Origin of the sequence: Campylobacter mucosalis (assembly GCF_013372205.1) — a bacterium.
Classification (GTDB): Bacteria; Campylobacterota; Campylobacteria; order Campylobacterales; family Campylobacteraceae; genus Campylobacter_A; species Campylobacter_A mucosalis.
Genome location: NZ_CP053831.1, coordinates 1,735,547 through 1,749,566, shown reverse-complemented (window position 1 = coordinate 1,749,566; position 14,020 = coordinate 1,735,547). Strand labels below are relative to the sequence as shown.

Below are 14,020 nucleotides of genomic sequence, written 5' to 3'. Positions count from 1 at the left end.
ATTTATGTTTGAAAATTTTGATTTTTCTAAAATGGGCGAAGTGCTAAATCAAGCACAGCAAAAAGCTGCTGAGATAGAAAAAGAGCGTGAAAACAAGGAATTTGGAGCTAAAAGCGGTGGTGGTTTGATTAGCGTTAAGGCAAACGGCAAGGGCGAAATTTTAGATATTAACATTGATGATAGTTTGCTTGATGATAAGGAAAGTTTGCAAATTTTATTAATTAGCGGGGTTAATGACGTTTTAAAAATGGTGGAGGATGATAAAAAGGCGATGGCGTCACAGATGCTTGGTGGCTTGGGCGGACTTGGCGGATTAAAATTTTAATAAGGAAATCACTTGAAAAAGATAGTTTTATTTGTATGCTTAGCGGTTTTTTTGGTAGCAGAGCCTAGACCCACACAAGATGATTTTTACGCTTGTTATCTGAAAAACAAATCCTCAATAGTGTCAGTAAATGGAAATTTTGGCGTTGCTATCACTCCTAATTTGATAGCTGTCCCAAAAAATGCCAAAACAAAGATAAATGATTATGTGAAATTTGACCCGTATTTGGGGCTTTATCTGGTAAAGTCAAGCGTGACGCTAGAGCCACCAGTTAAAGTAATGGATGAAACAGATGAAATGCAAGTTAAAAAAAGCACGTGGGTTGGCGTCATAAGCGACTCAAACAACACGGTAATGGGGCATATAAAGTCGCTTGGCGTAAATTTGGGCGATTTTGATACACTTAGCTTTGAAAGTAACGTTACAGGCGAGTTAAACTCTGCTTGTTGTGGAATGCTTGGCATAGTTATTGGCTCAGATAAGTTCATACCAAACCGCTATCTAAAGCATTTTGCGGCTTATGATGATGTTTATTATGGCGATATAGGCGTTGTTTTTACACAAAATGATAAGGGATTTTTCGTACAAAGCTCTGACCCTATCGGTCGGGGTAAAATTTTGATGGCAGGAGATCAAATTCTAGCCGTAAATGGGGAAACTCCGTATAGTTTAAGGCAGATAAATGAGGCGATTTTATTTGCTCCAAAGGGTTCATTTGTCGAGTTTAGGATAAGGCGTGATGGCGAAGAGATGAAAGTTTATACGCCAGTTTCAGGCGAGGTAGCAAAGATACAAAGCGGAAGTTTAGATGAAAATGCGACTCAAGTTGAACACAATCAAACAAAAGTCGATATAAAGGGCTTGTTTAACGCGATTGAAGAGGCTGTTGAGGTTGATGATGGCGAACAGCTTTTAAAGGATTATGGCATTACGATTGATAAGAATTTGTATGTTACAAAGGTGCTTGATGACACACCGGCTCAAGAGTTTGGAATACAAATTGGCGATAAAATTTTACAAATAGAGAGAAAAGTGGTAAAAAATCGTAAAAATTTATATGAGAATTTACCTAAAAATGGGGCGTTTATACTACTTTTTACTCGTAACGACTTTAACTTTTTTGCAAAGGTTGTTAAGTGAGTTTGTATGGGGATTTTGTAAAATTTTTAAACGAAAATTTACCGACTGCTCCTAGTTTTCATCCGCATTATGAAAGTGCTTTAAGTGATATGCTAAAAGCCGGTGGTAAGCACTTTCGCGCTTTGCTTTTACTTGGCGTTGTTAATGCTTTAAAACCGCAAAATTTAGCTGATTCAATGCGTGTGGCACTTGGCGTTGAGCTACTTCACACATACTCGCTAATCCACGATGATTTGCCAGTGATGGATAATGCTTCGCTTAGGCGTGGTGTGCCGACACTTCACGTAAGATACGACGAGGTCACGGCGGTTTTGGTAGGCGACGCACTAAACACTCACGCTTTTTATGAGATTTCTCGTGCCAATTTAAGTAGTGAAATTCGCATTAAATGCGTTGAAATTTTAAGCCAAAATGGCGGCGCTAGCGGTATGGTGCTGGGTCAAGCCATTGACTGCTTTTTTGAGAAAAAACCACTCACGCTTGATGAGCTAAAATTCCTACACACTCATAAAACTGCAAAACTAATCGCCGCAAGTCTAAAAATGGGTGCTGTGATCGCTGAGTGTGATGAGAAAATGTGCGATGAAATTTATGAGATTGGACTTGATTTGGGTCTAGCGTTTCAGATTCAAGATGACATAATTGACGCGACTAGCGACGAGAGCGAAGCTGGAAAGCCAGTGCATAATGACGGCGTTAAAAACTCATTTACAAATTTACTAGGCATTAGCGGTGCGATAAATGCGAAAAATGAGCTAATCCATAACATACAAAACCGCCTAAAACAGCTACCAAATAGCGTTAGTAACGTAGTTTTAGAGCTTACTGAAAAACACTTAAAATAGCAAAATTTTATCTTTAGAATTTGCAACGCTTTTTAAATTTAAGCCGTTTTGTAGTAAAATCGGTAAAATTTTTAAAAGGGTAAAAAATGCTAAAAAAACAAGCCGATACCATTAGATTTTTGTGTGCCGATATGGTACAAAAGGCAAACAGCGGACATCCGGGTGCTCCTATGGGACTAGCCGACATTATGGTGGTTTTAAGCCAGTTTTTAAACCACAATCCAAAAAATCCAAACTGGCTAAATCGCGATAGGCTCGTATTTTCAGGCGGACACGCAAGTAGTTTGGTATATAGCTTTTTGCATTTAAGCGGTTATGATTTAAGCCTTGATGAACTTAAAAATTTTCGCCAACTAGGCTCAAAGACAGCCGGACATCCTGAAATTCACACACCGGGCGTTGAGATAGCAACTGGTCCGCTCGGACAAGGTGTGGCAAACGCTGTTGGCTTTGCAATGGCAGCCAAATTTGCAGCAAATTTGCTAAACACGCCAGAAAATGAGCTGATAAATCACAAGGTTTATTGCCTTTGTGGGGACGGCGATTTAGAAGAGGGTATAAGCTACGAGGCATGTTCAATCGCTGGAAATTTAAAGCTTGATAACTTGGTGCTAATTTATGACTCAAACAATATCACGATTGAGGGCGATACGAGTATAGCTTGGAGCGAGGATGTCAAGGCCAGGTTTGAGGCTCAGGGCTGGGAGGTTGCACGTATTGACGGACACGATTATGACCAGATTGAGTTTGCCCTAAACGAGGTTAAAAACAAAGAAAAACCATACCTAATCATCGCAAAAACAAGCATTGCAAAGGGTGCTGGTAAGCTTGAAGGCTCTCATCACAGCCACGGTGCACCGCTTGGCGAGGACGTGATAGCACAGGCTAAGGCTCAGGCTGGGTTTGATTCTGAGCTGAAATTTCACATTAGCGATGATGTGCTTTTGCGTTTTAGAGCGGCGGTTGAAAAGGGCGATTTGAGCGAGAAGTTGTGGCAAAAACAGCTTGAGAATTTAAACGATGATGGTAAAAAACTTCTAAACGCACTCTTAAATCCAGATTTTAGCAAAATTTCGTATCCTGATTTTAGCGGCAAAAAGGTAGCCACACGCGATAGTAACGGAGCTATCATAAACGCCATAGCAACGGCGATTCCTGGCTTTATCGGAGGCTCAGCTGATCTTGCACCGTCAAACAAAACCGAGCTTAAAAATATGGGCGACTTCCCAAACGGCAGAAATATCCACTTTGGTATCAGAGAACACGCAATGGCAGCCATAAACAACGCCTTTGCTAGATACGGACTTTTCTTGCCGTTTAGTGCGACATTTTTCATTTTTAGCGACTATTTAAAGCCAAGTGCAAGAGTTGCTGCGCTTATGGGCGTTAAGCACTTTTTTATATTCACGCACGATAGTATCGGCGTTGGCGAGGATGGACCAACTCATCAGCCAATAGAGCAACTATCGCAGTTTCGTGCTATGCCAAATTTCTACACGTTTCGCCCAGCTGACGGCGTAGAAAATGTAAAATGTTGGCAAGTAGCATTAAATTTAAACGCTCCAAGTGGTTTTGTATTGTCTCGTCAGGGGCTTGAGCCACTGCCAAATGCCGTTTTTGGCGATGTTAAAAATGGTGCTTATTTAATTAAACAAAGCGAAGTTGATACTGAAATTTTAAGCCGTGCTGCAAGCACTGGAAAAGCCCCACACGTAACACTAATCGCAAGTGGTAGTGAGGTCGGCGTTTGCTTAAAAGCAGCAGAAATTTTAGAGCGTGAAGATATCGGCGTGAGCGTAGTTTCAGCCCCTTGCTTTGAGCTTTTGTGTAAGCAAGATGAGAGCTACACGCACAAAATTTTGCCTAAACACAGCCTAAAAATCGCCGTTGAAGCCGCAAGTGCTTTTGAGTGGTATAAATTTGCCGACATTGTTTATGGTATGAGTAGCTTTGGCGAGAGTGGCAAGGCGGAGGCGTTGTTTGAGCATTTTGGCTTTACAGCAGAAAAAATTGCCGATTTTGTAAAGGCTAATTTGAGTTAAATTAGCACGAGATTAGGGCGTTAATAGCCCTATCTCAAGATCTCTTTATTAATAAAAATTATCTAGAGTTAAATCGATGTTGCCATCTTTATGATATAGGTTCAATTTAGACAATTTTATACCAAAATTTACTCAACAATCCAGTAAAATATAAAAAGTCACAGCCACACCTCACACCCTCAGTCATAAAAATATTTAACAGAAATTTAATCATTTTTTAAAAATGGGGGGGGTATAATGGCTTTTTTGAACCAAAAAAAAGGAGAAAAATGAGAAAGGTTTCAAACAAAATAGCCGTAATCATCGTAATTATGCTTACGATTTCGTTTGGTCTGTTTGCTATGTTTAGCTATTCAAATAGTAAAAATACTATTTTGAATATATCTGAAAATGGCAAACAATTATCGTCTGTTGCAGTGAATATCTACGCGCAAGAGGTCTTTGGGTCTAGGTTGTATGCTGTTGAAAATTTTGTAAAGTGGATTGAATCAAACCCACAAATCCTAGATGACAAAGAGAGACTAAAAAACGAGCTTTTAGTCTCAGCCTTGGCTGTTGATGTCGCCGAGCTTTACATAGGTTTTGCAGATAATGGCGAATTTTATGACGCCATAGAAAGACCTGATAAAAGCATAGAAGTCGTTCATCTAACCCCGCAAAAAGATGACTTTGATGCTAGAACTCATGGCTGGTTTAAAAAGGCTATGTCAAAAAATGGCTTGGTTTTTACCGACCCATATCTTACAAAAACCACTGGTAAATACAGCATAAGTGTCGCAAAACCTGTTAATATAAATGGCAAAAATATCGGCGTTGTCGCTGTTAATATCTCGCTAGATAGCATTGATGAAAACATTGTAAAGATGATTGATTCAAAGACTGGCTCTATTTTTATTGTTGGCGTAGATAACGCAGATATGATTTATAACACCGACAAAACGACCATTATGTCCCAAGATAGAGCCATAAAAAATATCGCCCAAACAATGATAGAAAATTTTAAAAGAGATAGCCAAAGTGCCTACTATTTTAAAAACCAAAACGGCGTTGATAGGATAGGTGCGTGCGAGCTTTATCCACTGCCAAACTGGCTGATATGCTCGGCAAATTCCGTATCTGATTATGACCCTATATTAAACAGCCTTTTAACAGAACAGAGCGTGTTTTCAATTGTGTTTATAGTTGTTATACTTGGTGTTTTGATTTTTGCTATCAATTATTTTCTTAAACCGCTTGGCAATATCACAAACGGCTTAAACGCATTTTTTAAATTTCTAAACTACGAAACAAAAGAGCCAGTAAAAATAAATGTAGCTTCACAAGATGAATTTGGTGTAATGGCAAATCTAATCAATGAAAACATCAAACAAATCGAACAAAACCTATCCGAGCAAAATGCTTTCATAGCTGACGCTAATACTCTTGTAAATAGTATCAAAGACGGAAATTTCACAGCAACCCTAAATGCACAGACGATAAACCCTGCACTAAACAGACTAAAATCTGCATTCATTGATCTTCAAGAGGGACTAAGCAAAGCAATATCTAAAGATGGACAAGAGGTATTAAAACTCCTTGAGAGTTATAAACGTTCAGACTTTACAGCTAGACTTGATGATAATGGCACAATGGCAAGTGGTATAAACCAACTTGGTATTGAAATTTCAAATATGCTCCGTGACAACCTAGACAAAGCTGAAATTCTAGAACAAAAAGCTCAGATACTAAGTGACTCTATGAAAGAGCTAACCGACGGCGCAAATTCACAAGCAAACAGCCTGCAAGAAAGTGCAGCCGCTGTGGAGCAAATGTCAAGCTCAATGAGTGCAATCAGCCAAAAAACACAAGACGTAATCCGCCAGTCAGAAGAAATCAAAAACATCATCACAATAATCCGTGATATAGCAGACCAAACAAATCTTCTTGCACTAAATGCTGCTATTGAAGCAGCACGTGCTGGCGAGCACGGCAGGGGCTTTGCAGTCGTAGCTGATGAGGTGCGAAAACTAGCTGAACGCACACAAAAAAGCCTTGGCGAAATAGAGGTAAATACCAACGTCCTAGCACAAAGTATCAACGAAATGAGTGAATCAATCAAAGAACAAGCTGACGGCATAAATATGATAAATCAAAGCGTGGCTCAAATTGATAACCTAACTCGTGCAAATGTCGGCGTAGCAAACCGCACAAATGAAGTAACTGCCGAAGTTGATGATATGGCAAAGGCAATCGTCGCTGACGTAAGAAAAAAGAAATTTTAATAAAGGGGTGAGAGCCCCTTTTTTTGCTAAACTCACGCAAACAATTTGCAAGTGATTAGCCCTATCTCATTATCATTTAACTCCCCACTAATCCTGCCACCCATGTACCACTCACGCATTGCATAAAAAATCTTATCGGTAACGATAAAGCAAGGCTGTGAAACCATAATGGCTGGAAAGAAAATTTTATGGGCGTATTTTTGCGTTTTTTGATTTGTGATTTTATCAAATTCGGTTTTAAAGGCGGTGATGATTTTTTCTTGCATTGCCCCAGCGGTGGCTAGGGCAAGTAGGATTTTAGCTATTTGTGCTGTTGGCTGTTGAGATCGCTTAAAATCAGCTTTATTTCATCATCGGTTAAGCTGTAAATTTCAAAGACTTTTGCGTCAATTTCATTTGAAATTTCATCTACTCTTTTTTAGTTTTGTTCTATTTTGTCGCTTATCTCTATTTTGTTAGCGGCGTTTAATTTATCAAAATGCCTTTTAAATTTCTTATTTTGCGATTTTAAATCAATAATCTCATCTACTAAAATTTCAAACTCTTTTTCTTGCTCGGCGGATATTTTTGGGATAGGTAAATTTTGTATATTTTCTTTAAGATATCTCACACTTTCGCCAAGTCCACCACCAAAATAATAAAGTTTGAAAAACATTGCAACAACATCAAATTCCGCCAAATACGCGCAATTTCGTAAATTATAAGGCGTTTTGCCTTTATCAGTTCGCTTTGAAAGGGCTGGTTTAAATTTATTAAATCATAGCTATATCTTTTTATATCGCGCCCTCTTAAAATCGGCTTGATAAGCTCTTTTGTGCGGTTTTTCTCATCAATGCTAAGGCAGGAGTTTAAAATTTCATCTTTTGTCTTCTCATCTATGATAAAGGCTTCGTTTAGCCCTGTTAAAATTCCAAGATAGATATTTATATCCCACTCTGTCTGTGATTTGAGTGTTGTTTAATATAAACTCACGCAAATTTTCGCCATTTTTAAGCGATTTTATACCAAGCTCGTAAAAATAGACAAAAAGATCCGCCGTACCGTTATAGACGCTGTAAATTTCGCTAAGCTTTGGCTTTATATCTTTAATGCTCTCTTGCCTTACGTAGGGCGGATTACCAATCACCACGTCAAATTTAAAATCAAATGGGAAATTTAAAAGCGAGTTTGCCGTGATGATTTTATCGCTTAGATTGGTTAAAGCCCTGCCCTTTTTTGCGGTTTTTAGCCAAATTGAGAGTTTGGCTATCTAGGCAGCATCGGCGTTTATATCAACGCCATAAAGGTTATGCTCTAAAATAGTCGTTTCTGTGAAATTTAGCAGGGTTATGTCTTTAAAATTATGCAAAGCGTTTTTAATAATCCTGTGTTCGTTGATTAAAAATTCCAACGCCTTGTTTAAAAACGCACCGCTCCCACAAGCTGGGTCAAGGATTTTAAGATTTGGCAAAAATTCCCTGTAAGCGTTTATGCTTTCAAGCGTTTTTAGTTCATCTTTGTTTGGCTTTTTGCCCTTTATCTCGCTAATGTCGCTTAAAAACTGCGCCTTTAAAACACAATCATCTATTTTTAGGCTATCAAACCTTTCATCGCTCGCAAAAAGTTCTAGTTTGTGGCTGCCCTCGTTTATGGCGTTAAAGCAAATTTTTGCTCCAAAAACTCCTTTTCTATCTCGGCTATCGTTTTTAGCCGTAAAAGCCCTCTATCCTCGGCAAAAAGGATAAAGATAAAGCGGTCGCAAAGCTTTGATGTTAGGCTTAAAAGCAAGGATTTGTCGGTGTTTTGGTTATTTTTGCAGATTTTAAAGCTAACGCCGTTTCGTGTGAAGCTTGATAAAATCACGCTTTGTAAGGTTAAAAAGATCAAAGCTCTCAAAGGCGGTCTTTTAGCTCAATGACGCCAATGATTTTAGCGTCTACCCCCCCCCATTTAGCGTGATGACGGCGTCGGCTTTTTTGCCTGATAGGCTTTGAAATTTTAGTTTGGCATTTTAACGGATTTTAAATTAAAATATGTATTTTTTTAGTAAAATAGCCAGAAATTTTAAGGATTTTAATGGATACTTTGCAAATTATCGTTTTGGCGTTAGTGCAGGGCATTAGCGAGTTTTTGCCGGTTTCAAGCTCGGCTCATTTGGTGCTGGTGCCTGAAATTTTAGGCTGGGGCGATCAAGGTCTTGCCTTTGATGTTGCCGTGCATTTAGGCACTTTAATTGCCATTTTGCTCTATTTTAAAGATAGAATTTTAAAGCTCTTAGGCGATTTTTTTAGCTCTATAAAGACGCGAAAAGCAGTCGGAGAAAGCACACTTGTATGGGCTGTAGGGTTTGGGACGATTCCGGCTGGAATTTTTGGCTTGTTGCTAAATAATTTTATTGAAATTTACGCTCGCTCAGCGGTTGTCATTGCTTTAATGACTATTATTTTTGGCGTGATTTTGTGGGTGGCTGACCGCAAAGGTGGCACAAAGGGCGAGGCGGATATCACGATAAAAATCGCCCTTATCATCGGACTAGCTCAGGCACTAGCGCTGATACCGGGCGTTTCACGCTCTGGGGTTACGATGAGTATGGCTTTGTTGCTTGGGTTTTCTCGTGTTACAAGCGCTGATTTTTCGTTTTTGCTCTCAATCCCTATCATCTTACTTGCTGGTGGGCTTGAAGCCATTAAGCTTGTTAAAATGGATACGCATATCGCTTGGGGCGACCTTGCTCTTGGTGTGGCTGTAAGTGCACTGAGTGCGTATATCTGCGTAAAACTCTTTATGAGCCTAATCTCAAAAATGAGCCTAACGCCATTTGTGATCTATCGTTTGATTTTGGGTGTGTTTTTGCTGTGGTGGTTTTTGTAAATTTAGCTCCGATGTGGAGCTAAATTTATTGTCTAATACCTAAACCGCTGATAAGTACTTCGCTTGTTACTGGAGTAGGATTGCCATCTTTACCTATGTAAGAAAAAGATGATTCGGTTATGTTTTTAACAACCGCACTTGCTAGTATCTTAACACATAGTGGATCCGTGGCATCAGTACCAGCTTCCACTTTCAATGTAGCTGGTTTTAGTGTAGTTATGTTTATATTATTTAGAGTGAGTTTCAGGCATTTTTTACCAGCAGCACTCATCTCTGCTTCTAGAGTTGTTGATTGTGCGCTTCCTCTGCTAGGCTGAGGCGCATTGCTTGGGTTTGATGCTCTATCACTCCCTCCGGCTCCTGCTTGGTTGTTGCTAGCAAGTTCTAGCTTAACATCGGTCATACCTGAAAAGTTATCAGCCAAACTCCCTTGCAACAGATAGTAAGACTTGATGTCTTTTATCAGCGTTGTTAGGTTATTTGCCACCTTAGCTACCTCTGCATCATCCCTAACCGCAGCTAGTCTAGGCACAGCAACAACAGCTAAAATGCCTAAAATAACGATGACAAAGATAAGTTCTATCATTGTAAAACCTCTTCTCATAAGAGCTCCTTTGAAAATACTCACATACATTTATGTGGAGAATGCCGATTCTATCATAAATTTTCTTAAATTGAAAAATATTTGTTTTAGTGATAATGATAGCTTATGTGCGGAGTGAGCAAGACGGACAGCAAAGCAACTACGAATCACAGGCTACGCAGTTGGTGTAAAAGGGCTACTTCCTACTAGCCGTGTATAACGGCATAACCTTTTGTGCTACCTCTTTTAGATCTGCTATTCTGCTCTCGTTTGATGGGTGTGTGCTTAAAATTTCAGGAACAGAGTCGCCACCTAGCTTATTCATCTTGACCCAAACATTTATGGCCTCATTTGGATTATAACCAGCACGTGCCATTAGCTCGGTGCCTATTCGGTCAGCCTCTGTTTCGTGTGATCTTGAAAATGGCAAAGATATGCCGTATTGTGCTAGTTGGGCAAGTAGCTGAGTGCTAGAGGCATCAAGTCCCGCAACAGCTGATATCGCAAATATACCTATGCCTTGCAGTTGGTCAGAACTTGCTTGTTCTCTGCTGTGCTCTCTTAGAGCGTGTGCTATTTCGTGTCCGATGATAGCAGCTAGTTCGCCGTCTGTCAAATTTAGCCTTTTTATGATACCACTATATACCACGATGCGACCGCCAGGCATACACCAGGCGTTTAGAGTATCTTGGTTGATGACATTTACTTGCCAGTTCCATTTTAGAGCGTCATCTCTAAATGCCCCAACTTGCGAGATTAGCTTAGCAGATATGCTCTGAACGCGTTTTGTCATAGCAGGATCGGTATTTAGTGTGCTTTTTGATTTTGCACTGCCTATTGTTTTAGCATACGATAATCTTGCACTTTCGTTCATGCTTTCAGCCGATACCAAAAGAAGCTGACGACTATCTACGCCCACTAAACCAGCTTTTGTGGTACTAGCAAAACACCCTATGAAAAATATCCCCACAAATATAATGGCTAAAATTTTTGTTAATTTCATCGCAAATCCTTATGCTAATTTTCGTGATTTTATCACAAAATTTTATTAAATTTATGTTTAAATGTATCAGATATCATTATATAAATTTTATACAAGGGGAAAAGTATGAAAAAAACGAGTTTGGCATTAGGTATTTTGTGTCTATTTGCAAGTGCAAATTTTGCTTCAGAGCTTGTAGAGGTTTATAAATCTCCTACTTGTGGTTGCTGCTCAAAATGGGAAGAACATATGCGTGCAAATGGCTTTAGCACAAAAGAATATCTAACAGATGCCACTATAGAGGTAAAAGCCAAAAACAAAGTGCCGTTAGAGCTAGCTAGTTGTCATACTGCTTTAGTTGGCGGATACGTTGTAGAAGGACACGTTCCAGCGGATGAGGTCAAGCGTCTTTTAGCGCTTAAACCAGAGGGTGTTATCGGTATAAGCACGCCAGGTATGCCACTAGAAAGTCCTGGTATGGAGCAAGGAAACGTGCCTGAGCAATACGATGTTGTGATATTTAAACACGACGGCAGTGCCGAAGTTTTTGCAACTTACATAGGCAGCAAAAAGATAAAATAGCTCATTTTGCGGGTTTAGATAGCCCGCACTTCTTTTTTAATCCAAAAATTTCAAAATTTTTATATAATTGCTAAAAACTACAAAGAGATAAGATGTTTAATGGACTTATTAGAGAGATAGCAAGTGTTGTTAGCTACTCGCAAAATGTTTTGCGTTTAAAGGCAAAATTTCGCCCAAAACTAGGCGACAGCATAGCAGTAAATGGTGCTTGTCTTAGCGTAATAGAGCTTTTTGATGACGGCTTTAGCGTTGAGCTTAGTTTTGAAAGCAGAACTCATATCGCGGTTGAAAATTTAAAAGATAGAGTGCATATAGAACCAGCAATGAGGCTTGATGAGAGAGTTGATGGGCATTTGGTTCAGGGGCATATTGACGCTATTGGTGAAATTTATAAAATTTCAAAACGTGAAAATGGCACAGATTTTTATATAAAATTGCCAAGTGAGATTATGCCACTAATGGCAAATAAGGGCAGTGTTTGCGTCGAGGGCGTTAGCCTTACGATAAATGAGGTTTTAAGTGATGGCATAAGGCTTACGATTATTCCTATTACGCTAAGAGAGAGTCTTTTTTGCGAATTTAAAATCGGCAGACGCGTAAATATCGAGAGCGATCTTTTGGCACGTTATGTTGCTAGACAGCTTGGGTTTAAAAAGGAGCTTACTTGGGAGATGGCAGAGAAATTTTTGAGTTTGTATTAAATGGGAGTGAAATTTTAGCTGGATTTAGCACAAAAGAGGCTGGAAATTTAGCACTTCACGTGGGAGATGAAGTAAAAAATGTGGAGCAAAATCGCAAAAATTTGTGCGATTTTTTAGGGCTAGATGAGCTTAAATTTATGACTCAAACCCACTCAAGTATCGTTAAAATTTTAAAGAATAAAGACGATGAACTTGGCGAGTGTGACGCAGCTATAACGGCTTTAAGGGGTATTGGAATTTGCGTTATGGTTGCTGATTGTTCGCCGATTTTGCTTTATGATAGAAAAAGTGGCGTAATATCTGCTATCCACGCTGGTCGTGCCGGTGTAGTAAGTAAAATCGTAACAAAAACCATAGCTTTAATGCAAAGCGAGTTTGGCTCACAAAGTAGCGATATTGAGGCATTTGCGGGAGTAAATATCAAAGGTAGTTGTTACGAAATAGGAGCTTTGGATTTGGGCGAGTTTAATAAATATAAAAATGGACTAAATTTTGATATAAATTTGGCGTTAAAAGATGAGTTTGAGTCGCTTGGTGTTACAAAATTTCACTTTGATAAGCGATGTTCTCATTGTGATGAGAGATTTTACTCGTATAGACGAGAGAAAAATACCGGCAGATTTGCCGGTGTGATAGCTTTAAGGGGCTAGTTTTGGGTTACGAAAATTTCAGAGTAAAAGATATAAGTGTGTTAAAAGTGGTTGAAAATGCCAAAAAATTTGGCGTTGATAGCCTTGCAAATGAAGCCGTGCTAAATTCGCTTTTTAGCATAAAATACGAGCTTAGCAAAGAACAAAGAGCTAGTATCGCTAATATTTTTACAACTCTTATAAAGATAGAAGAGAGCGTTCAGCTAAGCAGCTAAGTTGCATTTAAATAAAATTCTGCTACTATTTGATTTTTATTTTCAAAATAGGAGAGAATATGAAGGCAAGTAAAATTCTACTTTTAGGTGGCATTATCTGCTCTTTAAATGCACACGATTTTTGGTTAAATGCCCAAAATAATGAGATGCTTAACGTGCAAATAGGTTATGGACACGAGTTTCCAGGTGTTGAGGTCATATCTGAAAAGAGGGTTGGCTTATTTGATAAGCCTTATCTTTTAAGAGATGGTAAAAAGATTGAACTAAACCAATCTGGACAAAATTACAATTTTGAGGGCAAAAAGCTAGAAAAAGGCTCATACATCGTAGCTGGAGAGTATAAGCCAACCTTTTGGAGTGAGGATAGTGAGGGTAAATGGCATATGCACACTGACCGCAAAAATGGCAAAAAGATTAAGTATTGTGAGCTAGCTAAAATGAGTGCAAAGGCGGTATTAAACGTAGAAAACGCTAATGAGATCGATGTTACAAAGCCAATCGGGCAGACGCTTGAGATAGTACCATTATCAAATCCAGCTGATTTTGCGGTGGATGAGTTTTTTGGCGTTCAGGTGCTATTTAAGGGCAAACCTTTAGCCGGTGTTGATGTAGGCGTGATTTCGCCGTATCTTGAGAATACTCACGATAGCGAGCAAAGGGGATTTTGGGGCAAGACGGATAAAAATGGACGCATAAATATCAAGCTTTTTAAAGCGGGTGAATACGCTGTGAGTGTTTTATATAAAACGCCTTATGAAAATAAGAAAATATGCGATGAAAACGTGTATGAAAGCACTTTTAAATTCGCTATAAAATAAATTTAGGCTAGATTTTCTAGCCTAAA

Annotated in this window: 18 protein-coding genes and 1 pseudogene; 12 read left to right on the top strand and 7 right to left on the bottom strand. The window is 39.0% G+C overall.

Annotated elements, in window-relative coordinates:
- Positions 1–4: 4 nt before the first annotated feature.
- From CMCT_RS09070 to CMCT_RS09635, 6 genes and pseudogenes are all read left to right on the top strand, one after another.
- Positions 5–325, top strand: coding sequence for a YbaB/EbfC family nucleoid-associated protein (locus CMCT_RS09070; protein WP_034970476.1), 321 nt, complete (start codon positions 5–7; stop codon positions 323–325).
- Between the two features lie 12 nt (positions 326–337).
- Positions 338–1,465 carry a DUF7488 domain-containing protein gene (locus CMCT_RS09065; protein ID WP_034970478.1) on the top strand — a complete coding sequence of 376 codons (1,128 nt, stop codon included), beginning with the start codon at positions 338–340 and terminating at the stop codon, positions 1,463–1,465.
- Positions 1,462–2,310: a polyprenyl synthetase family protein gene (locus CMCT_RS09060; RefSeq protein WP_034970481.1), complete on the top strand. Its 849-nt coding sequence runs from the start codon at positions 1,462–1,464 to the stop codon at positions 2,308–2,310. The genes CMCT_RS09065 and CMCT_RS09060 overlap by 4 nt, the downstream gene beginning before the upstream one ends.
- An 86-nt stretch (positions 2,311–2,396) precedes the next feature.
- Complete coding sequence (tkt, locus tag CMCT_RS09055) at positions 2,397–4,352, top strand: transketolase (RefSeq protein WP_034970483.1); 1,956 nt, start codon at positions 2,397–2,399, stop codon at positions 4,350–4,352.
- A 269-nt stretch (positions 4,353–4,621) separates the two neighbouring features.
- A pseudogene (locus CMCT_RS09640) lies at positions 4,622–5,392 on the top strand (cache domain-containing protein); the annotation flags it as partial.
- A 297-nt stretch (positions 5,393–5,689) separates the two neighbouring features.
- Positions 5,690–6,613: a methyl-accepting chemotaxis protein gene (locus CMCT_RS09635; RefSeq protein WP_425321207.1), complete on the top strand. Its 924-nt coding sequence runs from the start codon at positions 5,690–5,692 to the stop codon at positions 6,611–6,613.
- Positions 6,614–6,645: 32 nt separating this feature from the next.
- Here CMCT_RS09635 and CMCT_RS09040 read toward each other — a convergent pair whose 3' ends face one another.
- From CMCT_RS09040 to CMCT_RS09020, 5 genes are all read right to left on the bottom strand, one after another.
- Positions 6,646–6,879 (bottom strand): hypothetical protein, encoded by a 234-nt coding sequence (locus tag CMCT_RS09040; protein ID WP_034970519.1) that lies wholly within the window; start codon positions 6,877–6,879, stop codon positions 6,646–6,648.
- A gap of 152 nt (positions 6,880–7,031) precedes the next feature.
- The gene (locus tag CMCT_RS09035; protein ID WP_176324944.1) at positions 7,032–7,268 is read right to left on the bottom strand and encodes a hypothetical protein; all 237 of its coding nucleotides are present in this window, start codon (positions 7,266–7,268) and stop codon (positions 7,032–7,034) included.
- A 216-nt stretch (positions 7,269–7,484) separates the two neighbouring features.
- On the bottom strand, positions 7,485–7,847 hold the full coding sequence (locus tag CMCT_RS09380; RefSeq protein ID WP_425321206.1) for an Eco57I restriction-modification methylase domain-containing protein: 363 nt from the start codon (positions 7,845–7,847) through the stop codon (positions 7,485–7,487).
- 15 nt (positions 7,848–7,862) lie between these two features.
- Positions 7,863–8,063, bottom strand: a complete 201-nt coding sequence (locus CMCT_RS09025) for a DNA methyltransferase (protein ID WP_034970512.1) — start codon at positions 8,061–8,063, stop codon at positions 7,863–7,865.
- A gap of 176 nt (positions 8,064–8,239) precedes the next feature.
- Positions 8,240–8,488 (bottom strand): hypothetical protein, encoded by a 249-nt coding sequence (locus tag CMCT_RS09020; RefSeq protein WP_169753385.1) that lies wholly within the window; start codon positions 8,486–8,488, stop codon positions 8,240–8,242.
- 180 nt (positions 8,489–8,668) lie between these two features.
- Here CMCT_RS09020 and CMCT_RS09015 point away from each other — a divergent pair, with 180 nt between their 5' ends.
- Positions 8,669–9,463 (top strand): undecaprenyl-diphosphate phosphatase, encoded by a 795-nt coding sequence (locus tag CMCT_RS09015; RefSeq protein WP_034970508.1) that lies wholly within the window; start codon positions 8,669–8,671, stop codon positions 9,461–9,463.
- Positions 9,464–9,488: 25 nt separating this feature from the next.
- Here CMCT_RS09015 and CMCT_RS09485 read toward each other — a convergent pair whose 3' ends face one another.
- Both CMCT_RS09485 and CMCT_RS09005 read right to left on the bottom strand, forming a co-directional pair.
- A complete protein-coding gene (locus tag CMCT_RS09485) occupies positions 9,489–10,067 on the bottom strand; it encodes a prepilin-type N-terminal cleavage/methylation domain-containing protein (protein WP_082198682.1) in 579 nt (192 codons plus the stop codon).
- Positions 10,068–10,242: 175 nt separating this feature from the next.
- Positions 10,243–11,049 carry a M48 family metallopeptidase gene (locus CMCT_RS09005; protein WP_034970506.1) on the bottom strand — a complete coding sequence of 269 codons (807 nt, stop codon included), beginning with the start codon at positions 11,047–11,049 and terminating at the stop codon, positions 10,243–10,245.
- Positions 11,050–11,154: 105 nt separating this feature from the next.
- Here CMCT_RS09005 and CMCT_RS09000 point away from each other — a divergent pair, with 105 nt between their 5' ends.
- The 5 genes from CMCT_RS09000 (at position 11,155) to CMCT_RS08980 (ending at position 13,994) form a co-directional block, all read left to right on the top strand.
- The gene (locus tag CMCT_RS09000; protein WP_034970503.1) at positions 11,155–11,610 is read left to right on the top strand and encodes a DUF411 domain-containing protein; all 456 of its coding nucleotides are present in this window, start codon (positions 11,155–11,157) and stop codon (positions 11,608–11,610) included.
- Positions 11,611–11,702: 92 nt separating this feature from the next.
- Positions 11,703–12,311 (top strand): riboflavin synthase, encoded by a 609-nt coding sequence (gene ribE / locus CMCT_RS08995; RefSeq protein ID WP_034970502.1) that lies wholly within the window; start codon positions 11,703–11,705, stop codon positions 12,309–12,311.
- Positions 12,275–12,961, top strand: a complete 687-nt coding sequence (locus CMCT_RS08990) for a purine nucleoside phosphorylase YfiH/LACC1 family protein (RefSeq protein ID WP_169753388.1) — start codon at positions 12,275–12,277, stop codon at positions 12,959–12,961. The genes ribE and CMCT_RS08990 overlap by 37 nt, the downstream gene beginning before the upstream one ends.
- A 2-nt stretch (positions 12,962–12,963) precedes the next feature.
- Positions 12,964–13,176: a hypothetical protein gene (locus tag CMCT_RS08985; protein ID WP_034970499.1), complete on the top strand. Its 213-nt coding sequence runs from the start codon at positions 12,964–12,966 to the stop codon at positions 13,174–13,176.
- Positions 13,177–13,235: 59 nt separating this feature from the next.
- Positions 13,236–13,994 (top strand): DUF4198 domain-containing protein, encoded by a 759-nt coding sequence (locus CMCT_RS08980; protein ID WP_034970497.1) that lies wholly within the window; start codon positions 13,236–13,238, stop codon positions 13,992–13,994.
- Positions 13,995–14,020: the final 26 nt, after the last annotated feature.